This is a genomic window from Methylomonas rhizoryzae (assembly GCF_008632455.1).
Lineage (GTDB): Bacteria > Pseudomonadota > Gammaproteobacteria > Methylococcales > Methylomonadaceae > Methylomonas > Methylomonas rhizoryzae.
Genome location: NZ_CP043929.1, coordinates 3355406 through 3378528 on the forward strand (window position 1 = coordinate 3355406; position 23123 = coordinate 3378528).

Below are 23123 nucleotides of genomic sequence, written 5' to 3' on the forward strand. Positions count from 1 at the left end.
ATATTAATATGAAGTTACTATTAAAAATAATAGCTTGGTGCGGAAAATATATCGGCTTTTTATTTTCCCACCAGCCTGACAATGGGGATTTCAAGCGAATATTGGTTTTTCAAGCCGGCGGGATAGGCGACATCATCCGGGTATTTCCGGTTATCACCGCCCTGCGCGAGCGATTTCCCGACGCCTATATTGCCAGCCTCAGCCCGTTTCCGGAAACCGTTTATCAATTGTTGCCCGAACAATACAGACCCAACCCACGCTTCGCGTACGAACCCTTAAAGCAACACAAAGGCTTATCCGCCAAACTGCGATTAATGCACTCGCTACGAAAACAGCGCTTCGATCTTATTATAAACCCGGCGCGCGGCGAAGGAATGCTGGAGAATGCAATTTTAGCCTGGGTTTGCGGCGCTCCTTGCCGCGCCGGCTTCGAACGGGCAGGCGCCGGTTTTTTAAATACCGTCAAAGTCGAGCTGCAGGACCGAATCGCTATCGTCCGCCAAAACCTCGACCTGTTAAACGCGCTCGGCATTGCGGAGCAAACGCCGGTCGGCTTGGAAATTGCCGCGGCGGACCGGGATTTCGCCCGCCAACTGTTGGCCTCGCTCCGGCAAAACCCCGAACAAGCGATTGTCGTCGTGCAGGCCGGCAATCATTGGCGACCGGAGCTGCGATGGCCGCAGCAACGCTATGCACAGCTGCTGCAAACCCTGTCCCGGCAACGGCCTTGCCTGTTCTTATTGTTGGGCACAACGGCGGAAACGGCATTAAACCGTTGGGTGATCTCCGAAGCCGCGCTGGACAACGTGGTCGATCTATCCGGCCAAACCACGCTGACCCAATTGGCCGCCATCATGACCGCAGCCGATCTGTTCATAGGCAACGACTCCGGTCCCTTGCATTTGGCGCTGGCCGTCGGCCTGCCCTGCATCGGTTTATTCGGTTACACTTTGCCGGCGCAAGTTATCTGCACCAGCGACAATTGCATCGCATTGCACAAGGCCTCGGCGGAACAAGTGTTCTTGCATCAGCCTTTTCAAGAATTCGACCGCACGACTCGCAATCCGATCGAGAATATCGATGTGGACGAAGTCGCCGCCGCGGCCGTCGGCTTGCTGAACGGCGATTCCAAGCCGGCAAGCGCCCATGGCTAAATCCGTGTCTTGGCAAATCGTGGCGATAGGCGCACTGGTCGCCGGATGGATTTGCGCCGACCCGATTCTAAGCTTTACCTTCGGCTTCAACCGCTTCCCGTATTTTCTGACCGCGGTTTTGGCTGGTCTTGTCGTGCTGATCGCGGCTCTAGCGCTGAACGGCCCAAGACTGTATCGTCACAAAGATCTCAGCCTCTTGGTGTTCATTGTCGCCGCCAGCCAGTTTAGCGGCCTCGGCATAGGTTCGTTGGACGTGCTGGACGTATCCTCGGTCGGCTTGTTTGCGCTGTGGCTGTTCATCGCCGCTACCGAATCGCGCGCGCCGGTACAAATCAGTCCCATCATGTTCGCCGCGTTGGGCTTGATGTTTCTGGCAGTGCTGGCGCTGATCAACCGGCCGCCGATAGGCGGCTTGATCGCCATTTCAGAGAAGTTCGCGCTGTTTTTCGCGGTGGTCGCTTTACTCCGGCGCCGGCCATTGATCGAACATACCACTTACGCCTTGATCGCGGCCAGCGTGTTTTCCTCGTTGGTTGCCATCGGCCAAACCGTGGTGTTTTGGGTGTGGGGCATATTATGGACCACCGGCATCGGCGAATCGCAAGCCATGGGATATTTAAAACCCACGCCGTTCGGCGTCATGCCGCGTTCGACCGCCTTCTTCCCCAACCCGGCCGGCTTGAACGATTATTTGTTGTTCTGCGCCGGCCTGGTGCTGTTCGCCATCGCCAACGCCAAGTCGGCAACGTGGAAATGGTTTTACATACTGGCGTTTTTACTGAATTGCGCCGGCATCACCTTGACCTGGAGCGCATCGTCCCTTTCCGGCTTAGCCCTGGTGATGCTGCTGTTCATTTACTTCAACCGCCCGGCCTTAACCATTCATTACACCGCGGCCATAGGCTTCGTTCTGATTGTCTGCTACTGGTCCGGACTGTTGGAATTCATGTACCGCTTGATGAAGAACTATGCCAGTTCGTCCGGCGAAGTACGCTTGCGCCTGCTGGAATTGGCCATGGAGGTATTGGATAGGCAGGCATTGATCGGCATGGGCGTGCAAAACTTCGCCAACGCGTCCGGCAACTTATTCCAGGAAGGCATATTTACCGTCGCCTACCCGGTCCACAATGCCTTCGGCCAAATGGCCACCGAATTGGGCGTGTTCGGCGCGTTGATTTATTTAGGCATCGTTACCTTCATCATCGCTCGGGTAATCCGGGTGCTGCGCTTGCCGAACGTACCGGAAAAATGGATATTCAAAGGCTATTTATTGGGACTTTTGCCGTTGATTATCCACATGTTCTCCGAACCCATGGCTTACGAAGGCACACTATGGCTGCTATTCGGCATCATCGAAGGCTCCGCGCTGATCGTCCTCCGACCGTTGCGGGCTGTGAGCGTCCGTAAACCGGAAGCGCGAGTTGCAGCCCTAAACCTCGGACGCTAAGGCTTGCCGATAAAGCTTGAGCGTATCCTGGGCGATAGCCTCCCAACTGTATTCGCCGGAACTGACCCGCTCGAACCCGGCCCGCCCCAAACGACGGCACAAATTTTGATCCTCGCATAAGCGCTTGATCGCCGCCGCCAGGGCCGCAGCATCGCCTTGCGCGACGATCAAGCCGGTCTCACCGTCGCTGACTATGCCTTTGAAACAATCGATATCCGACGCGATGACCGGCCGCTCGAACGCGTATGCCAGATGCACGGCACCGCTGGTCGTACCCTTCAAATACGGCATTGCCACTACGTCGGCTTGCGTATAAATCCGCCACATATCGTGATTAGGCACATAGCTGGCGTCCTGCTTTACGTTAGCCAATTGTTCTATCTGCGCCAGCAAATCTTCGTCGCCGGGATTGATTCGCCCGGTGACTATGCCTTGAACCGGAAATTGCTCGGCTTGCAATTGGCGCATTGCCTCCAGAAAGACCTCTATGCCTTTATGGCGTTTGACGCCTAAAAACAACACGACCGGTTTTTCGTTAGCGGCGCGTGCCTCTTGTTGGGAGCCGTGCGGCATGTATTTGCGAAACACCAGATAATTGCCGTGCGGTATCGCCGCCACCGGGGTGCCGTCGCGGCCCAAGGCGGCGCGCACTAGCGGGATGTTGCGCGGATCGTGCACGATGACCGCATCGGTCAATCGGAGTAACAAGCGGCCGAACCATAATTCGTATCCGCTAGGATGCGCTAAACGTTCGGCGGCGGTCAGCTCGTGTATGGTGCGCACAATCGGGATACCCTTGAGTTTGTATGCCAGCAACAACCCCAAATCCAAGGCGTTCAAGCCGGTAGCGGTATGTAAATGCACCAAGGTGCAGCCGTCATTTTTCAGCGCCAGCCAATGCCGGACAAAATTGGAGAAGAATCGATAATAACGGCTGAATTTACTGCCGCCGCCCGGTCCTAAAATCACCATGGCTACTTTGGGATCGACCAAATCCATTTCTTCCGGATCGACATCTACCCGCCGGCGCTCGGAAAACACCGCCGTCAATGCGACTTGCCCGACCTCTTCCCGGGCTGCCAACGCATTGCACAACAAGGCACAATAATGGTGGTAAGCGCCGACCGGCAAGTCGTACAACATGTGGATATTTAGCGTGGACATCTCATAGGTCTCGATAAAGTTGCAAGGTTTGTTCGGCCATGTTTAGCCAAGAAAACTGTCGAGCTCTTTCCAAACCACGGACAACCAGCCGCGCCGTGCCTTCGCTGTCCGCCAACAAGCGAACCATGGCTTGCGCCAATTCGTCGACAGCCAAGGGATTGACCAAATAGCCGGCGTCGCCCAACACTTCCGGTAGCGACGCCACATCGGAGGTAATCACCGGCGTGGCGCTGGCCATGGCTTCCAATACCGGGATGCCGAAGCCTTCGTACAAAGACGGAAACACGAAGGCCGCGGCAGCGGCGTATAACAGCGGCAAATCCGCGCGGGCCACGTGACCGGCCAACAACACAGCGTCGCCCAGCTTGAGTTCCGCTATCAGCTTACGGATGGCGTCTGTGTCGGGCCCCGGCGCGCCGGCCAGCACCAACCGGTGCGGCCGGGCAAACTCGCTTCTCGCCTGGGCGAACGCTCTAAGCAAGCGAAGCAGATTTTTTTTCGGCTCCTGCAAGCCGACGAATAACAAATAAGGGCCACGTATGCCCAAGCGGTCTTGCATCGCTTGCAGTAGCCTCGCATCGTGGCGATCGTGAAACTCTTCGCCTATCCCCGGATAAATCACCCGAATGCGGTCGCTGCCTATGCGGTAAGCCTGCATGACTTCGTCTCGAGTAAAATTGGATACGGTCAGCAATACGTCCGCATGTTGCACGGCGTATGCGGTCTCGCGCCGATAATTTTCCAAACCGCGCGGATCGGGGAACAATTCCGGATGTTGCAAGAAATTGATGTCGTGAATGGTCGCTACCGACTTCTTGTAATAAGCCTTGGGCAACAGGCGAAAAGCCGGCCCGTGATAGACGTCGAATCGCCCGCCCAACCCGGCCAACGACGGTGCATATTCGCCCAGCGCGTGTATCAAGCGGTAAGGCGTGCGGAACAGGCTTTTATCAAAATTGGCTTGAAACCGGTAAGATGCGACCAACTCCCGACTCGCCCGGTCGCGGCAACTGAAGAACAACAGCCGATAGGCGTTCTGCCGGTCAATCTGCTGCAGATTGTCCACTAAGCGCCAGGTATATTGATAAACTCCGGTACGGTTGCCCGGGATCTGCAAGGGTAAGCCGTCGATACCGATACGTAAACTCATCGTGCGGCTCCGGCGGCTTCCTCGTAGACGCTCTGCAAGCGCTGTAAATGCACCGGCAGGCTATACAGTTCTTTAGCCCGCCGTCCGGCCGCCTCGCCCATGCGGGTTCTGAGTGCGTCGTCTTGCAACAGTTGGTCTACCCGCCGCGCCAGCCCCTGCCGATCGCCGGCCTCGACCAAAAATCCGCTGGTTTCATGCGCCAGCCAATCGCGGATACCGCCGATATCGAAACCCACTACCGGCCGGCCGGCCGCCATGGCCTCGATGCCGGCCAGGCCGAACGCTTCCGGCACCTGAGAGGGCACCACCAGCAGGTCCGCTTGCTGGTAAACCTGCGGCATCGCTTCGCGCGCCACTTTACCGGCCAATCGCACCCGGCTGGTTAATCCGGCCTCGGCCAAACGCTGCTCAAGCTCTGCCAGCATAGGTCCCTCCCCTACCATGGTGGCTTGCCAGCCCGGGGTTTGCAGCCGGTTTAGCATGTCTACGAATTCGCTAACGCCTTTTTCCCAGCTAAAGCGGCCGACGAATAATAATTGCCCGGCTGGGCGCTTAGTGTCTGAAACGCCAACCTGCGGCAAGGCGGTGAAATGCGGCACCACCGCAATCCGCTCGGCCGGCACGCCGACTAACCGCAACTCTTCCGCCATGCTGGCGGACGGGGCAATCAATTTGTGCAAGCGCGGCAACATGCGCAATAACCGATAACGCAGCCAGGCCTGATAAGGGCCGTACAGCCAGCCGCCGAATTGCAAGGGTTTATAACAACCGCTGGCGATGCAGTGCCACCCCATAGCGGACCGACAAATTTGCCGGTTGTCCGCCCGTATCTTGGACGATAGAAAACACAACATTTCGACACTGTGCAGGGTGAGCACCAGCGGATACGCACTAAGCAAGGCTCGCAACCAGACCGGGGTAAACAAACAATGCAAATGAATGACGTCGGGCGCTTCCTGCTCGACGATTTGCAGCAGCCGCGGCAGTTTAGCCAGGCCTTTGAAATAACCGTGCGGCTTGTGTAGAACATGCTTGCCCGGCCGGCTGGATTCGCCGGCGTCCGCTGCCAGAAGATGCAAGGTAGCGACCTGATGCCCTCGTTGCAATTGGCCGGCAACAACCTCGGCAAAATACACTTCGCCGCCGCCGTATCCCGCCGGCCGATCATGGATATGCAGGATTTTCATCTAACCCTTAACCGGCAATCGCCAATCGCTCGGCAAATGCCCGCATCTCCGCCATCGGCAGGCGAAAAAACGCTTCAGCATAGCCGTCGCGGCTAATGCGCATGGCGCGATAGCGGGTCAAGGCATCCATGGCCCGCTGATAATCTATACCCTGTAATTGACTGGCATGGGCTTGCAAGGCTTCCCGTTTGCAGGTCATGGTGTCGCTGATATCGACCAAACAGTTTGGAAATAACGGAGTCCAGACTTCGTAACAATAACAGTCGAATCGATAATCGCCGGTTTCCACGGTATCCAGCAGCACTTGCGTGGTTTGCCGGTGATCTTTGTGGTCTTCGGTAAAAAACGGCGTGAATACCGCGTCCGGCCGAAACTCGTCCAGCACCTGGCGCAATTGCCGGCGGATGACGTCGGTCGATTGCAGCTGCGCGTCGACGGCGTCGAAAAAAATCGGCGGTTCCACGCCTAAAATTTCGCCGGCACGCAAGGCTTCCCGTTTGCGGGTCCGGATCAATTCCTGCTGCAAATCCTGGAAAGCCTGTCCGCTCAGATGGGCCAAGCGGTCGTCGCCGAACCGGCCGTCGGTCATGAACGCTACCTTAACCTGTTTGCCGGCTAGCACGCATTTGCGCAGAGTACCGCCACAGCCTATGACTTCGTCGTCCATATGCGGCGCCAACACCAATATACGCTGGCCATCCGGCCAGGCTATCAGCTGCGGCGGGGTTTCGTACCTATCCCAAAGTTGCTTGGCCTTGAGAAATTGCTTAACTCTGTCTTCGACATGCAACTTGCGCAAGCAATCGCCGATAATTCTGCGGAAACCAGCCATGTTTCACCCGTCAATATTGACCCAAGGTACCGTTGATCTTCGCATAGCGGGTCGCTAGCGAGAAGGCATACAAACCGATGGGCAGCAACACGACCGAAAACAATGCCAAGGCGTTGATCGCCGGTAGCAGTTCCAGCACCCCGGCGCCGGTCAACAGTGAAGAACGCATGCCTTGCAAGGCATAGCTGAACGGTATGACTTTCGGCACCCATTGCAGCCAATCGGGCAGCAGGGTAACCGGATAAGCCACCCCGCCGAAGGCCAAGCTGATACCGGTCATCATCAGGTTGATACCCTCGCTGCGTTTGATGATCAAGGTCGCCGCCGCGATCAAAATCCCCAACGAAGCCATGCTGGCTACCGACAACACGAGAATCAATAAAAATCCCGGCACGTTAGCGGCACTTAAGTCCAGCCCGAACAAAAAGCCGCACAGTAAATAAATCACAAAGCGGAACGAGGTAAAAATATAACCCCACAGCGACGAGAAAATTAAAATCAACGGTACCGGCGTCGGCGACAGCATGACGATCTCCAAGGTCCCCATGAATTGATGTTCGCGGATGCTGGTAGTGAACGAAGACTGGCTCACGGTAATGAAATCTTGGAACGCGACGCCCAGCAGCAAAAACGGGAAATATTTACCGCCGTATTGCGCCAGCGAATCGGCTTGGCCACCCTCCATGACCTGGCTGATGAAATACAGCACCGGCACCCCGAAGGCGATACCCAGTTGTTGCAAGATGAAAGCGCCCCGGTAACTGACGGCCAATAAAAAGTCGCGCCGTAAAAACGCCAATGCGATTCGTCCCATTTATCCCCCTTGTCTTGCCGACGCAATAACCCTGCTAAATACATCCTGCAACGATACCGGCACTTCGCTGCAATGCATGACGTCGGCACCGTTGGCCAACACGTTTCTCAACATCTCCGAAACCAGACCGGGCCGACCGTTGGTTTCGATCTCGAAGCGCGTGCTGGCGGCATCGCGCACCGTGTTGATGTTGACGATCCCGTCCAGCGCGCTGAGCTGCGGCAAAAAGGCTTCCGGCGCACCGGCCAATTCCAGAACGTAACTTTTGATTTTCGAGACGCTACTTTTCAAAGCTTCGATTTCCTCGCATTTCAACAGCGTACCGCGCTGCATGATCGCCACCCGCTTACACAATTGTTCGATTTCGGTCAAGTTGTGCGAGGTGATGATGATGGTCGGTCCCCACATGTTCAAAATCCTATCTTCTATCAATTGCACCAATTCGACGGCCGCGACGGGATCCAGGCCTTTGGTCGGTTCGTCCATGAATAAAATCCGCGGCCGGTGCAGCATCGCTCTGGCAAACGCCACGCGTTGACGCACCCCGGTGGAGCAACTGTCGAAGCGCCGGTCGGCAAAACGGGCAATGTCCAAAGCGTCCAGCATTTCGTTTATCCAAGGCGAGGTTTCCTTGTCCGGCAAGCGGTATAGCTGCGCGAAAAAATGCAGATTCTGGCGTACGGTCAAGGGCCAATAAAAACTGCGCTCGTTACTGGTGACCAATCCGACCAAACGGCGTATTTTGCCGGGTTCTTTCAGCACGTCTATGCCGTTGATCCGCGCGGTTCCGGAAGTCGGAATCAGCAAGGTGCACAGCATGTTGATCAACGTGGTCTTGCCGGCACCGTTAGGCCCCAACAAACCGAATATTTCTTTGGCTTCCAAACTAAAAGACACGTTGTCTATCGCCGTGACCTGTTGCGGCGCACTGCCGGTAAACACGTCTCTTATTCGCTTCTGCTGGGCGAATTTTTTGGTTAGCCCGCAGACTTCTACCATATATGTCATCGCTATTTTTACCGTTTTTTCCGTAACAAATTTAGGCCGTTGAGGCATTCGACAAATCGCGGCTACGCAAAATTTGCCGATACAAGGCTTGAGTTTTCTCGACGTGCCGCTCCCAGGAATAACGTTCGGCGACCACACGGGCCTCAGCACCTATCGCTCGCGAAACCGTAGTATCGCTAAGCAAATAGCTCGCTTTAGCGACCAGGCCGTCTATATCGCCCGGATCGGTAACCACTAAACCCGACACCCCGTCGGCTATTGCCTCGATAGCCAGACCTACCGTGGACGCGGTGATTACCGGCAATCCGCAGGCCATGGCTTCCAATACCACCAAACCGAACGATTCGTATTGACTGGGCGCCATCAAGGCGTCCGCTGCGGCGTAATAGGCGGCAATATCTTGATCGGGAACGACAAACCGCAAACGTCCGCTTTGTTGCAAGCTATCGATCAGTTCAGCGTCATCCGCCATTTCAGCAGGGTTACCGTGCCCAACCACCAATAACACTGCCCGTTCGGGTAAACGCTGCAAGGCCTTGGCGGCAAAATGCATGCCTTTCAACCGTAAAGTGGAACCTACCAGCATGAACACGAATTGGCCGTCGTCCAGCGCTAACTGCTTACGCATCCGTAGCCTGTGTTCGCCCACCGTTTGCGGCGAAAATCGCTCAAGATCCACGCCATTGGCTATCGCGCTGATACGCTGCACGGGGTAGTCGTAACGTTGCACAATTTCGCTTTTGACCTTTTCCGACACCGCAACAATGCGCCCTTGAGCCCGGCCTAAATGGTAACGGTACAAGGCGTTTTGCAACTGATACGGCACCCTGACTTTCCAAGGCAAATCCCGATTTTCCAGCAGGGCTGCCGGCAAACTGTGGCAGGTAAGCAGATCCGCGGGAATCAAGGCCGGAATATGCGCGTGCAAAATGTCGCAATCGGCAGATCTGATCAACCCGGCAATTTTACAGAGATATTCTATTTCCCGCGGATAACGGCCGCGCAAACTGAGCGGCAACACTTTCAGCTCGACCCCGGCTACCTCCGGATGATTGGCAGTGGCCGCAAACACCGTGACCCGATTCTCCACCGCCAAGCGTTTAGCCGACTCGACGACGCAACGACCGACCCCGTCGGCGGTATCGAATCCCCAGGTAATTAATCCGATTTTCATCACTCGAATCCGCGCACCAAGCCTAAGCCACGTCGATTAGTTTCAATAACACGGTATCTGTAAAAGATATTTTTCACGCCCTAGATGACGCCGCACATCGTTGTGCTTAGAATGACTCGCCGTTTCACTATTCATTATTATTCGCCAGTTAGCCGCCTATGAAACCGATTACAAAACAAATACTAAAAAAAACCTTATCGCTGTTCGGTTCTAACGCCCTCGTGCGCCAGCGGTTAAGATACTCCGCTCCCAAATCGGCACACCCTTCCAAATACGACCTACCCGATATCATTAGCCACGATTACGGCACATGGAGCGGCAAATGCCGGCGCATACTGCCTATCCCCAACGACTTGGCCTTCTCCCCGGAAGAGGGGTATCGATTCCAACTGGCCGGCTCCAATGCCAGCGCCTTAACCCGATTGGTTTACTGGTACGGCATTCCGCAAATGGATTTCTACCCGAATTCGCCGATCTGGAACATCGTCAACCAAGCGAAAACCATCGTAGACATCGGCGCCAACATCGGTTTGTATTTGTTTTGCTTTAAGCAAGCCGCCCCCAACGCCAAACTGTTCGCGTTCGAACCCGCCCCCGAGGTCTTTCAAACGCTGGAACGCAATGTTGCGTTAAACCAAACCCGGGCTGAAATTTATCCGTACGCAATTACCGATTATTGCGGCGACATCACCCTTTATATTCCGCCGACCGAATGCGACGCTTCCACCCGCGCCAGCTTACCCGACGAAGCCAAAATTCTCGACATCCCGGTAGTTGCGCGTACTGTTCCGGCATTTACACTGGACGAACTGAGTAGCCGACTCAACATGGGTCCGGTCGATTTCGTCAAACTCGACACCGAAGGCACCGAGCCGGCGGTATTGCGCGGCATGGCACACATTCTGGCCACCGATAAACCGGACATTTTCTGCGAAGTGGTAGACGGCACCCACACCGAACGCGACCTCGAGGCTCTATTGCTACCGCACGGTTATCACTTTTATCAGTTAATCCGCGGCGAATTGTTAAAAGTCGATTCGATCGTTCCGGACCCGGACAAACAAAACCTGAATTTCTTCTTCTCGACCCGGCTGCACTGACCTAACAACAGGCTAACCCCGCCGGCTCGGTGGGGTTAGCCGCCGCTCGTCTTGTCCGGTTGCGTTCGACCAATTCCCAACCGTTGCATTAGCCAAGCGCGTATTGCGCCCCAGCCGCTTTCGTTCAACAAGGTAAACGCATAAAACAAACGCGGTAAGCCACGCTCCATACCCGGCAACAGCTTCAACCACAGCCACGCGGCGATACGCGATGAAACATCGCTACGGTATGACGCTAGTCGCATACTCTGCCGCCCTTGCTTAGCCCAGTTGGCTTTATAGCCTTCTTCCCCACGCAAAAGATCGATTTCGCTTGCCCCGCTATCCCAAAACAGTTGCAACATGCGGATGAAGGTCAAGCGCCCTACTCCGTAGCGGCGATAATCGTCGCGGTAGGACGTCAAATAGGCGTAATAGCGGCCTTGATACAAAAAGGTTAGGTAATAAGCGACCGGTACATCGCCGCAACGCATCAGCACTACCCGCAGCCACTGCGAAGATACAGGATTTTCCAGAAACTCTTCCAGGAAGGCACGAAACGGAAAGGTGCGCAGGAAGCCGGGCCTGGCGTTATCGATGCCCGGATGCCGGCTTTCGATATCGGCCAACGTTTCCAGCAAGTCGTGCAGTCCTTCGCCGCCGCCCGCTAGTTGTACTTCGACCGGCGCGACGGCTTCCAAACGCCGCCATTCCTTCCGGTGATCGCGTCGCCCCTGAGCACTGCAGCACTCGGCAAAGTAATCGTCCCACCCACCGCGCATCGGAATAAACCGGCAATAACTTTCCTCGGCAGTTTTGTTAAACCACTGCAACCGTTTCGATTGCTCGGCAACCAGTGTCAAAGTGTCCGATTCCGCGTAAAGATTGCGTAAATCCAAAACCTCCCATCTGGCCGCCTGTTGCTGCAAATAAGCGAGGATGGCCGCTGTGACCTTGGCGCGCGACACGGCGCGGCTGAGCAGAATATCGTTGTAATCGGAAGCGTCTTCCCCCCAAAACGAAACGACTCTGAGCCGATAACCGAAAAAATCGTGCGCGGTAATTTTGAACGGTGCCAATGCTTGCAATTCGCCTTGCGGGTCGCGCACGGTAATCGCCAACAGTTCCGGCACAAACCGGCGCAAGGACTCGGAGCAAAAATGCCGCCAGCAACCTTGCAACCATTCCGGCGTCAAAAACATTAAATCGACGGCACTACGCTGCAACAACTGACGCCACTCGTCGCTTAGCGCCAGCAGAGATTCGGGGTTATTGATCTCTTCGACCTGAAAATCCCCAACCGACAGTTTGGTCATAACGGACCGATCCTTCAAGCGTTCAACAAAATATCCAAGTTTCTATCGTTTTGCTCCGGCCGGAAAATCGGGAAAATGATGAATTTTTCCTGCCAAACGCCGCGCGGCATCAAAATGCCGGCCGCATCGTAGGCCTGGTAGACCCGTTCCGGCGGCACGGGACATTCCACGATCATCACGTTCATTTCCCCGGGCATGCTGCGCAGGCCGGATTCGGCCAAGCGCGCTTGAATCCGCCGGCGCTCGGTGTCGGCGTTGTTCAAGGTCCGTTGCGCATGCTCGGCATCTTGCAGAGCGGCCACCGCCGCGGCTTCCGCTAACGGCGTCAAGCAAAACAAGGGTTCCAGGCGTTCGAACAAACGCATCACCTCGCGCCGGCCGAACGCATAGCCGATACGTAATCCGGCCAAGCCGTAAAACTTGGAAAAGGTGCGTAAACCAAGCACTAAACGATCGGAGCGCTCGACGATTTCATGGCTGCGCAACGTGCCGGGATTGCTACTGTATTCCAGATAGGCTTCGTCGACTACGACCGGAATGTGTGCCGGCACCTGTTGCAAGAATTCCGCGAATGCTTCGGCGCGAATTCCGACACCCAGCGGATTGCTGGGGTTGATCAAATAGATAAGTCGGGTGTTGTAACGAATCTCGCGCGCCATTTGTTGCAAGTTGTGGTCGAAACCCTCGGCGGTTTCTACAAACGGCACTTTGCGATTGACGATACCCATGGCTTGGCACAGCCGGTCAAACATAAACCAGGTAGGGTCGTTGGACAACACTTCTTCGCCCGGCAACGCGAAGGTTCGCAAAATGCGGTCGACCAATTCGGACGAACCATTACCGAAGGTAAAATAATCCTCGGGTAGTTTCAGTTTTTGGCTTAAAGCCGTGCGCAGAGAAGGATAATTTTCATCGGGGTAGCGCGAAAAATCGAAACGCTGCCCAGCGTCCTGCAATAGCTCGCGGACTTTTGCCGGCATTCCGAAAGGATTCTCCGCTCTATCCAAAGCGGCTATTTGCGGATCGAAACGGTTTAAGGCAACACCGTCGCGATAAACCGGATTAAACGTAAACTTATCCAACTCCGCTAGCGGACCGTTCAGCAAGGTTTCGCCATGCGGATCGCGCAAATAGCGCCAGGCCGCCAAAATTCTGCCGTGTAACGCGTCTCCCGCTGCAGTCGCAACGTGCAAGAAAAACGGCACAACCGCTTCGGGAGGCGGCAACAGTTGGTGCTCTTCCCAATTGAAATAGGCTTTGGTCATCGGTGTACGCAAGGAACCAAGCTCGACCGCGACCACCGTCAATCCGGACTTAGCAGCTTCCAGGGCCATCACCCGCGTCATCATTTCCAATGCGCATTTGCTGACCGAATACCCGCCTATCCCCTCGGCCGGCATGCGCGCGGCGCCGGTCGACACATTGATGATACGCCCGGCCACCGCATGATCGGCCATCCATATAGCCGCTTCTCGCGCACAGTAAAATGCGCCGTTAAGATTGACTTCGATCACCCGTGACCAATCCCGGGGAGCCAGCTGGTGGAAACCTTGTCCGGCCGGTCCAAGTATCGCGGCATTGTTGATCAAAATATCCACTCGGCCCATGCGCGCGACCGACTCTTTGATCAATTCGGCCGCGCCGCTTTCGCTTGCGATGTCGACGGCTATACCTTCCGCCCGCCCGCCCGCCGCTTGAATATTTTGCACGACTTGCCGTACTTCGCTTGCGTTTCTGCCGTTGACAACCACCGATGCGCCGGCCTGGGCAAACGCCGCGGCCAACACCTGGCCCACGCCGTGAGAGGAACCCGTGATCACCACGACTTTTCCCGATAAATCGTTGGAACTCAACGCTCTGGGAATTTCCGCGAGTAATTGTTCCAGCTCGTCTGTCTGAAACAGCCGGGTTTGCAAACGCCGCAACCGGCCAACCAGTTTACTGGTAATCCAAATAAATTTGCGCGCAACTTTATTACTCATGCTTGAATGCTCTGATAGTTTCGGTTTGATCGGTGAGGTTACAGCCGAAAAGCTGAATGATTGTGACTAATCGGTTACCGTTTGAACTGATTGCGGCGAAATAGACTTAAGACTTGACCTGAGCCGGCCGATGAACGGCTTGACCGTTTGCAGTACAGTATCGAGCGTAAAAAGCCAACGCCCGTACCAATGATTTGCGTAAATACCGATACGGTCGTACTCGTGCCAAGTCGGCGCCAACCGTTGGGCGGTAGGCACGTCGCTCAAAAAGTCGATTTCCTGATAGCCAGCGCTGTATCCCTGTTTGATCAAATGGGTCAACAAGATTAGACCCGGCGACAAACGAGCCGACGAAAACTTTTGTTTGAACGAAGTTTTATAGGCATAGAAGATGTTTTTGTCGGCAATACAGAACACCGCGGATGCCGGCTCACCGGCTATACGCAACAGCCAGATTTCACATCGCCCGCTCACTGCGAGGCCATGATAGAGACGGGTATAAAATTGAGACAACTCCGCGGTAGCGGCTACGCTCTCCCCATCCTCGGCTTTCCAGCTCTCCGTATCTATCTCGAAAAAAGCTTGCAAACCCGCGTCTCCGGATAGCTCCGAAGTATGACGTTCAACAGTGATCTCGCCAAGTTGCGCCAGATAACCTTCCTGCTGACGTAAACCTTTGCGAAAGTGTTTACCTTTGGACGACAAATACTCTTCCCAATCGCCGGACAGGCGGATGAAACGGTTTCGCCACGGAAAATCTTGCTTGGCCACCAACAACTTTTGCTTGACGGCGCTGCAGCGTACAGAGGTTTCTACACCTAACTCCCGCTCCAGGCCATCGAGCAACAATACGTCCCAATCGGCTTTAGCTTGCAAAAACTCTAATGCAGCTTGATAAGCCCAATCGGCTCCATCGGCAAGCAAAAATCCGCTACGCCATGCTTGGCTGTTGACGGGAGACAACAAGATACGCGCCGGGCAACGACGCCAAACGCCTTTAAAACTCAACAACGGCAATATTCCGACGCAACGGCCCTGATCGCGCACCACCACGACATGCGGATGCCATTGCGCATGGTTAAACGGAACAACCTCATAAGCGCGTGTGAAATGTAACGGCGTTTGCGCCAGCGGCGGTGCGAAACTCTTAGCCCAAGTAAGAAACCACTCCACGCTATTGAATAAAGTGCTATGGCTTGCCTGTTGCCATAAAAGCTCCCACTCGGCTTTGAATTGCCCAATCGTATCCAAATCATCTAATAGCGATACCTTAGGCAAATTAATTTCTGAATTCAATATGTCCGTCCTATTTTGGTGAAACGACAACTGTCGAGCTGGAATTCGTTACGCCTTTAATGGCATCGACCACCGATGGGTATAAAACGATACCTTGTTCAACCAATAATCCGGTAATCAGCCCCCTTTGGACATGTTCGAAAAATCTATCGAGATCGGCAACGAAACTGCGAGGCACATAGACTATATCTCCCGGTTTTAGCACCGCATTATCGATACCGCCTTCGCCGTTGATAATATTTTTTAAATCCAATACCTTCATGCGCGATTGGTTTTGATTATTCCTAATCAAAACTACGCTATCCTCGGATGCGTTTAATGTAAAGCCGCCAGCCCTTGTCACCGCATCCACCGCACGTACCGCCGAATCGTAGGGAATCGCCCCGGCCTGAGTTACTTCACCCAGCACATAGATATTCTTACTGCGTTGCGAAAGTAAATCGACGCTCACTTGCGGATTGACTAAATAATGACTTAATTTTTCGGTTAACACCCGCCTAACCTCGTTTACCCCTTTATCGCTGACATCGATTTCACCGGCCATCGGAAAATAGATGATTTTAGACGCCGGGATACGAACTTTTCGGGTTAAATTCTCTTGCGGATAAATTCTAATTTCCAGTTCGTCGCCGTAATCCAAGGCATAATCCTTGGCATCGACAGCCAATAATTCACTCTCAGGAATACTTTGAATCTCCGGAGTACTAATCGAACATCCCGTTATCAATATCGCAATGAATATCGGACTAAAATTCAGTAACTTAACAGCTAAACGATGCAACTCGGAATCTCGCTTTCGAATCAACATTTTCAAATTCAATTAAACGCCTTGTAAAGCCGATTTAATCGTTCCGAACAAAATACGGATGTCCCGCCTAAGCGATTGATTTCTGACGTAATCGATATCCTTTTCTATCCAAGCGTGAAATCTTGGATCGTCTCGCGAAGAAACTTGCCACAAGCCGGTGAGTCCGGGCTTAACCATCAAACGCAAGTCACGCCAGTGAGGGTTGTAAACCATTTCCTTGATCGCTAACGGCCTAGGCCCGACGCAACTCATATGTCCGAGTAGAACGTTAATCAATTGCGGAAGTTCGTCGATACTGGTCTTTCTGAGAAATCTACCGACCTTGGTCAATCTGGGATCGTTAGTCATTTTAAAAACGGGACCGTCCGCCTCGTTGAGCTTCTCTCTCAAGCCATCCTGCAGCTGATGCGCATTAGGCTGCATGGTGCGAAACTTGATCATCGGAAATTCTTTACCGTGGATGCCGCAACGTTTTTGTAGATAGAAGATAGGGCCTTTGGATTCTAAGCGAATCGCAATCGCCACCAACAACCAAATCGGCAAAGTCAATAGAATGACAGATGAAGCAAGCATCACGTCAAACACGCGCTTTTTGATTTGATATTTTGCAACCGAATATGCACAGGACAGGGTATCGTAATGCTCCATGAGTTGCGGCATTTCGTGGTTTACGAAGCCGTCGTTGCGACGCATTTCAACAGCGTCGATCAACGCGTCGACGCAGTTACGCGAATCGGCCGCGGCAACTTGATGTCCCTCGCCTAACAGGCTGTTTCGCACTTGAGTATATTCGCCTAACACTACACCGTCGTGCAGCACGCTGCTTTGTAGCCAGGCATTGGCGCCGATCCGGCAATTGTGGCCGATGACGACCGGCCCGACTATCGTCGCTCCCTCATCTACGATGCAGTGGTCTCCGAATAAAGCAGGACCGATCAAGGTGACGCCTTGTCGAATATCGCAAAAATCCCCAAACGCAACTTCACCGACGATTTTGACCTCACCATGAATAGTCGTAGTATTTTTATCTTTTAAGCCGAATTTATCATAGTCGCCTTCAAGAGCTTCTCGTAACAACCGAAATTTGAGTTTGAGGTAACTGGCGGACGTAAGTACCGAACATTCGCCGTCGACGATAAATGCTTTAATTTTCAGGCCATTTTTAATCAAAAAAGGTAACAATTGCTCTTTAAGGTCAAAAAAAGTATTATCCGGAATATAATTAAAACATTTTGGCGACAACAGATAAAACCCGGCCAGACCTTTATTGCTGCGCCTGTTTTGAGACCTGTGCGCGCGATAAACTCCTAGAATACTTCCGGTTTTTGATATATTGATAGTCTCTGAATAGTCAAAATCCGACAAACTCTCGTAAACTGCAAACACTCCGCCGCAACTATCGGAAAGTTCCGCATACTCATCAATGATTGCCTTGACTTTTTCATCATCTATGTACGTTGATACGTTCAACAGAATAAAGGGCTCGTCTTTTAATACATCTTTCAAGGTTAAAAGAGCCCCTGCAGTTCCCATAAAATCGTCTTGCCTATGTATTTGCAAGCCTTCGTATTGACATAAATCATGCGCGGCGTCTCCGGCCAACAACATATGAATATCAGATATTCCATTATTTTGTAACGCTCTTATCTGATAATCGATGAATGGTTTATTTAACAAGCTCGGAGGCTCCATTCCATGAATAGAACCTTTGGAAAACCAAGAAATCGTACCTTTATTTAATATTACCGCTTTCGTAATCTTGGATTTCATGAATCAACCATTAAGTTCGTAGAAATACGGGCTGCATACAAACAAAAACATAACAATATTTTATCCTAAAAATCAGTCGGGCAGCGAGCTAGGCATTTTACATCAAGAGTTACTTATTACGAGAAATATTACAATATATAGCAATATATCTACAACCACTCCCAACGTAATAATCAAACCTATATCCAACAATGCCGCAGACTCCACTCTCCAAACCCTTCCGTTTACAGCCGACAAGTCGTTTGCGAAACACCAGCGATTTCGAAAAAAAACTTTATTATTTTTGGCTTGCTGCTTAAATATATTTATAAGCCGCACTTCCCATTTTTGCCTCACCGTAAGGCGATACCTATCCAACAACTCGCTTCTTAATACGGATAGGCGTGTTGATCCTGGAAAAGCACCGCCCTCGATCCTGTAATTTTGGGACTCAGAAACTGACATGCAACATCCGCACAAAGATCAAATAATTCGAAATAATTGCAACAGCAGATATAAAAAAGCCTAATAAAATTGCTCCCAAAATCTCCAATCTAACTCTACGCTTCTCGGCCGATTGTTCGGCTAACATCACAAATTCAGACTGCTGAATATTGCGTACCAGCCATGAAATTTCTTCTTGTTCGATCCGCCGTCTTAAAGCAACACTTAAAGTTTTCATACGCTTTCGTTTTCGATAGCGGTCAAGTCGTCGCGAATATCTAATTTCATCCTATCGACGAAATCCAGCACAAACGCGTAAACTATACCGGCAATTATCGCCAGGAAGAACGACATGATTATATTCAAGATTAAATTGGGAAATATCGGCCGATCGGGCAACGATGCGGCATCAACCACAACGGCATTGTTAATATTTCTTCTTTCCTGTGCCATCGTTTCTTCCAGGTTTACTTGAAGGGTTTCCAGATGCTTTTGATACAAATCGATATCCAAATTCAATTCATGTATATTGATTTGTATTTTAGGTGCGTTACTTATTTTTTGCTCCAATTGACTAATTCTCTCTTCGATCCCTGTTTTCCTGACTAACAAACTATCTTGCTCTATTTCCAGATGAACGATTTCTTGACGCAAGTTCTCTATTAGAGTATTAGGCGATTTTATTTTGCTATCTTCGATACGCTGTAACTCCAATAAATAATCCTCTATTTTATGGTCGTATTGAATTTGCAGTTTTTCAACCTCCGGATGAGGCCCTTTATACTCAATTTTCGCGCTAGCGATTTGCGCTTCCAAATCAGAGATCTGCTGTTTAAGATTGGATATGAGAGGATTGGATAAGGCTACCGAAGACTTGGAAAACGCCATAACTTCTTTTGCATATTGCTTTCTTAAGCTATCCAGCTTTTTGGATATCTCCAGCAAAGTCAGCGCAGTATCTTCTATGGACTTTAAATGTTGAGCACGTTGCAACGTTAAATTTTTCAATTCTTCGTCTTCCATGGCAATTCTATTTTCCGCTTTATACTCTATAAGCCTTCTTTTAGCGTCGTGGAGTTTTTTCTGAGTTTCTTCCAACTCCTTCTCTATGGCCGATTTATTTTCAGTCGTAAGCTTTAACGAATAGCCGTTTAAAGTTTCGTTAAATAAAGAAACATAAGCGTTTGCAATATCCATAGCCAGCTTAGGATCGGAATCGCGGACGTGGATTTTAATTTGAAAATTCGTTCCGCTGCGAAAATCGACATTACGCTTGATTTGGGATACGGACTTTTGAGGAAACATGGCATGGATTCGTTCACGTAAATAATCACTATCTAATAATCCCAAATAGATAATTTGCGCTTCACCTCGAGATTCCGGCAATAGCGGCGAACGACTGACTTGTCGAGTATCTTGAGAAGAGTATAAAGTTAATATATCGGACCGCGCCGGTACGAAAAAAACCGCCCGAGCTTCGTAAAGCGAAGGAAGCAACAAACTTGTGACAGTTGCAATCAATACTGCACTGACAATCAAAAGGTAAATCACTTTTCGTTTGGCGTGCAAAATGTACCAATAATCGTACAGGTTATACTCTTGGTTGGCACCAGTCTCCATAGCCGGATTCATGATTTCTTCTTTAATAATTTTGTTTACTTAGTTTTCAAGAACTAAGCCGTTGTTTTAACAATGCCGACTTTTTGAAGCCGTCATCCCATTTGCCCGGAAGACAAGATCCTGATTCCGAACATAAAACCCGCATTTTGGGAGGCTTCTCTTCGTCAAACAGCTTACCTTAACGGGCTGTGAAGATGCCTGCATGTTGGTATTACAAGTTGATCAAAATACTCGACCGTTCATTTTATCGCACCGGCCCATTCGGATAAACCGCAATAGGTGCATTAGACTATTATGGTTTTCTACTTTAACGTACTCTAATTAAGCTTGCCACACCGCACGACTGCTTTCCGGCGGATGTCTATGCTGGTAATTTGAAATGAAAGTTTGATGACTGCGTTAAGAATTACCGAAATAACCATCAAAGTGGCCAAGAAACCTATAAGAATACTGCCGCAACAAGGCAATCACAGTCGACCGCCCATCAACTGCGGACATTTTTTATAAAAAGCCCGAAAGTTGTAACAGCATTTTCAAGGACATTGGCACGAGAAACAAATGCAACCAATAATAGCAAAGACTGATCGATTTATTATTGATCTTGAGCATTTCCGCCCTGAAGCGATTCGCCGCTTTCCTCCCAAAGGCGTTTAGTAGTCACTTGTCGCTGAATTTCCGCAGCCGTTTGCTTGTCTTCCAACATAGCTTTATGTTCTAAATTGTTGGCCAAATCTTGAGTTTCCGCCAATCTTTGTCTGGCTTCGCGCTGTTGACGTGCGTGCAATTCTATTTCAAGACTCAACTCCATTAGATGTTGCTCATGCCTGACTTGTTCGGCATGCAGGCGGGTTTCCACTTCACGCTGCCGAGCGAGTTGCTGCTCTTTATCTTGAAGCAATTGGATTTGCGCCTCGGCTTCTTGCAACTGGATAAGCCGTTGCATCTCCATCAGCTGTTTGAGATGCTCCAATTCTTGCTGTTTACTTGCCAACGCTTGCTGCTGATTCAGCTGCTGCTGTCTATCCATCTCTTGATGTTTTTCTTGGTTTATCTCGAACGTCCTTTTTAACACATGCAGATAAACGCTGTCCTTTCCCAGTTTCACCTCGGGAAAATCGACAAAATCAACCGACATACGACAAACGGCTTCGGCTTGGATTTGTCGCTGGGTAAATATTTCGCATATGGATAAGGCAAGATTGCGTTCATGCCTAAGCAATCCGTCCCGCACCCAACAACCATCCGCCAATGCAGACAATTCCCAATTGATTCTATCTTCTACTACGCCGGCGTAAATCGACTTAATCTGCCGATTTAAATTATCCAGCAATTCGGAGTTTCTCCGCGCGTATGCCAAAGTTGCCTGAAATCGAATGTCCAATTCCACGCTCAGCGTGCAAAAATCGTCGAATAGCTTGATCTGGCGACGATACGGCCAGCTTTCGATAACCAACGGATAAATCTGATGATAAAACCGCTTGTTGAACCGCTCCGGCCGTAAAAACAAATGCTGAAACGGACCGAGCTTAAAGACAACCAACTGTCTGTCGGCGTCAAATCCCGCCACCCACTCTTCCAAGTTCGCCGGACTCATGCTCCAAAGATCATCGCCGGCAAACCAAGCTTCCAAGTCCTTGGATTGCGTCATGGCGAACTATCCGGGGCGCTGGACGCTGCTTTCGCTTTCAATGCGGCGATTTTCTCGGACATTTTTTCGGCAATCAGTGGATAAAGATTAGGGGCAAACTCAACCGTTCTGGAATCGACTTTACGCAAAAAACCTCTGTTCAACAGCAGGCCGACGACAAACATGCGCGCCCAATCCGAATAACGCCGTGCTTTTTCCAATTCGGTTTTTTCGATGACCAGTTCAAGCTCGTCGTTTTCGTTGATGCGAAATTCGCTGAATTGCCGCAAACATTCGAACACCAATTCTTCTTCTTGTTGGGTGAGTGGTCCCGGCGCGGTAAATTCCAACCGATAAGACAACAAGACAGTGAAGAAATCCACCATAGCCGCACAGGCAAACGCAAACCAAGAAAATCCCTGCCACATCGCAAAGGAAGGTTTGACCTCTTCCGAAAATTGCGAATACGTCATTAGCATAGGTGCGTCCGGGAATTGCAGACCGGCACTGCTGGATAATTGGTTGACGGCAAATTGTATGTCCTGAAAATTTTTCAGCACAGCCTCGTAAACTTGCTGCTGCACACTTGGCCTATCCAATTCGGCCAGGCTCGCTTGCACGGCATGAATTTTGCCGTCCAATGCCAAAAATGCCTGTTCCTGGGCTTGAAATGCCTGTTTCTTTTCTTGATAGATTTGATTGTAATGCCGCCAGAAAGGCCCTTCGCCCACTTGGTTTTTAAAACCTGGACCGATTTGATCCAGAGTGCCGAAATAAGCTTTACTCGCATTATTCGAAGCGCGATCCAAGACATGTTTTTGCTGCTGTAGTAGCTCGCCTTTTCGAGTCAAGACCGCGTCGATATAGGCTTTGATATCCTGGCGAATACGCTGCACCCGCTCTATATGCAAGGTTTCGCGTTCGGAAATTTCGTAGAATTTGAAATATGAAAAGGTAATGGAAGCCGTTATGGCAATCAACAAAGATCCCAAGACGCTAAAGTATCGCGTTCTGTTTGCCGCCCAATGAATGCCGGCCATCTCCAGCGAGCAAATTACAATGATGGATTGGATCGCCACGGTAATGATCAAGGCAATCCAAGGCGTAATGAAATGCGACAGGCCGTAATAGGTTGTGAATCCGGACGCCAGGCTTAACATCAGCACGATAGGGATGGTCCAAATCCGCAACAGGCTGACAAACAGCGTTTGTATCCGGTTGATTAAATAGCCTAAGCCGGCCGGGCGCACGGGTAATCGGGAAGTGGTCATG

19 protein-coding genes are annotated in these 23123 nt (G+C 51.5%); 3 read left to right on the top strand and 16 right to left on the bottom strand.

Going from position 1 to position 23123, the window contains the following annotated elements; all coding sequences use genetic code 11:
* Positions 1 to 8: 8 nt before the first annotated feature.
* Entirely contained in the window at positions 9 to 1154 is a 1146-nt protein-coding gene (locus F1E05_RS14960) for a glycosyltransferase family 9 protein (RefSeq protein WP_150049816.1), read from the top strand.
* Positions 1147 to 2601, top strand: coding sequence for an O-antigen ligase family protein (locus tag F1E05_RS14965; protein ID WP_150049818.1), 1455 nt, complete (start codon positions 1147 to 1149; stop codon positions 2599 to 2601). Before F1E05_RS14960 ends, F1E05_RS14965 begins: the two co-directional genes overlap by 8 nt.
* On the opposite strand, the gene F1E05_RS14970 is transcribed toward F1E05_RS14965, so the two are convergent.
* From F1E05_RS14970 to F1E05_RS15000, 7 genes are read right to left on the bottom strand one after another with little or no spacing between them, the layout of a single operon-like run.
* The gene (locus tag F1E05_RS14970) at positions 2584 to 3765 is read right to left on the bottom strand and encodes a glycosyltransferase family 4 protein (RefSeq protein ID WP_150049820.1); all 1182 of its coding nucleotides are present in this window, start codon (positions 3763 to 3765) and stop codon (positions 2584 to 2586) included. The genes F1E05_RS14965 and F1E05_RS14970 overlap by 18 nt on opposite strands.
* Before the next feature lies 1 nt (position 3766).
* Positions 3767 to 4915 carry a glycosyltransferase family 4 protein gene (locus tag F1E05_RS14975; RefSeq protein WP_150049822.1) on the bottom strand — a complete coding sequence of 383 codons (1149 nt, stop codon included), beginning with the start codon at positions 4913 to 4915 and terminating at the stop codon, positions 3767 to 3769.
* Positions 4912 to 6102 carry a glycosyltransferase family 4 protein gene (locus tag F1E05_RS14980; RefSeq protein ID WP_150049824.1) on the bottom strand — a complete coding sequence of 397 codons (1191 nt, stop codon included), beginning with the start codon at positions 6100 to 6102 and terminating at the stop codon, positions 4912 to 4914. The genes F1E05_RS14975 and F1E05_RS14980 overlap by 4 nt, the downstream gene beginning before the upstream one ends.
* A 7-nt stretch (positions 6103 to 6109) precedes the next feature.
* On the bottom strand, positions 6110 to 6934 hold the full coding sequence (locus tag F1E05_RS14985) for a PIG-L deacetylase family protein (protein WP_150049826.1): 825 nt from the start codon (positions 6932 to 6934) through the stop codon (positions 6110 to 6112).
* Between the two features lie 10 nt (positions 6935 to 6944).
* Positions 6945 to 7748: an ABC transporter permease gene (locus tag F1E05_RS14990; RefSeq protein WP_150049828.1), complete on the bottom strand. Its 804-nt coding sequence runs from the start codon at positions 7746 to 7748 to the stop codon at positions 6945 to 6947.
* Complete coding sequence (locus tag F1E05_RS14995) at positions 7749 to 8756, bottom strand: ABC transporter ATP-binding protein (RefSeq protein ID WP_190303163.1); 1008 nt, start codon at positions 8754 to 8756, stop codon at positions 7749 to 7751.
* A gap of 31 nt (positions 8757 to 8787) precedes the next feature.
* Complete coding sequence (locus F1E05_RS15000; RefSeq protein WP_150049832.1) at positions 8788 to 9930, bottom strand: glycosyltransferase family 4 protein; 1143 nt, start codon at positions 9928 to 9930, stop codon at positions 8788 to 8790.
* 158 nt (positions 9931 to 10088) lie between these two features.
* Here F1E05_RS15000 and F1E05_RS15005 point away from each other — a divergent pair, with 158 nt between their 5' ends.
* Positions 10089 to 11030 (top strand): FkbM family methyltransferase, encoded by a 942-nt coding sequence (locus tag F1E05_RS15005; RefSeq protein ID WP_150049834.1) that lies wholly within the window; start codon positions 10089 to 10091, stop codon positions 11028 to 11030.
* Positions 11031 to 11065: 35 nt separating this feature from the next.
* Here F1E05_RS15005 and F1E05_RS15010 read toward each other — a convergent pair whose 3' ends face one another.
* From F1E05_RS15010 to F1E05_RS15050, 9 genes are all read right to left on the bottom strand, one after another.
* On the bottom strand, positions 11066 to 12325 hold the full coding sequence (locus F1E05_RS15010; protein ID WP_150049836.1) for a GNAT family N-acetyltransferase: 1260 nt from the start codon (positions 12323 to 12325) through the stop codon (positions 11066 to 11068).
* 14 nt (positions 12326 to 12339) lie between these two features.
* Entirely contained in the window at positions 12340 to 14307 is a 1968-nt protein-coding gene (locus tag F1E05_RS15015; RefSeq protein ID WP_150049838.1) for an SDR family NAD(P)-dependent oxidoreductase, read from the bottom strand.
* 66 nt (positions 14308 to 14373) lie between these two features.
* On the bottom strand, positions 14374 to 15603 hold the full coding sequence (locus F1E05_RS15020) for a GNAT family N-acetyltransferase (RefSeq protein ID WP_190303164.1): 1230 nt from the start codon (positions 15601 to 15603) through the stop codon (positions 14374 to 14376).
* Positions 15604 to 15613: 10 nt separating this feature from the next.
* On the bottom strand, positions 15614 to 16270 hold the full coding sequence (locus tag F1E05_RS15025; RefSeq protein WP_190303165.1) for a polysaccharide biosynthesis/export family protein: 657 nt from the start codon (positions 16268 to 16270) through the stop codon (positions 15614 to 15616).
* Between the two features lie 153 nt (positions 16271 to 16423).
* On the bottom strand, positions 16424 to 18181 hold the full coding sequence (locus F1E05_RS15030) for a sugar transferase (RefSeq protein WP_150049844.1): 1758 nt from the start codon (positions 18179 to 18181) through the stop codon (positions 16424 to 16426).
* 430 nt (positions 18182 to 18611) lie between these two features.
* Positions 18612 to 18842, bottom strand: a complete 231-nt coding sequence (locus F1E05_RS15035) for a hypothetical protein (RefSeq protein WP_150049846.1) — start codon at positions 18840 to 18842, stop codon at positions 18612 to 18614.
* Complete coding sequence (locus F1E05_RS15040; RefSeq protein WP_150049847.1) at positions 18839 to 20236, bottom strand: GumC family protein; 1398 nt, start codon at positions 20234 to 20236, stop codon at positions 18839 to 18841. Before F1E05_RS15040 ends, F1E05_RS15035 begins: the two co-directional genes overlap by 4 nt.
* Before the next feature lie 580 nt (positions 20237 to 20816).
* Positions 20817 to 21872, bottom strand: a complete 1056-nt coding sequence (locus tag F1E05_RS15045; RefSeq protein WP_150049849.1) for a hypothetical protein — start codon at positions 21870 to 21872, stop codon at positions 20817 to 20819.
* Positions 21869 to 23122, bottom strand: coding sequence for a hypothetical protein (locus tag F1E05_RS15050; protein ID WP_150049851.1), 1254 nt, complete (start codon positions 23120 to 23122; stop codon positions 21869 to 21871). Before F1E05_RS15050 ends, F1E05_RS15045 begins: the two co-directional genes overlap by 4 nt.
* Position 23123: the final 1 nt, after the last annotated feature.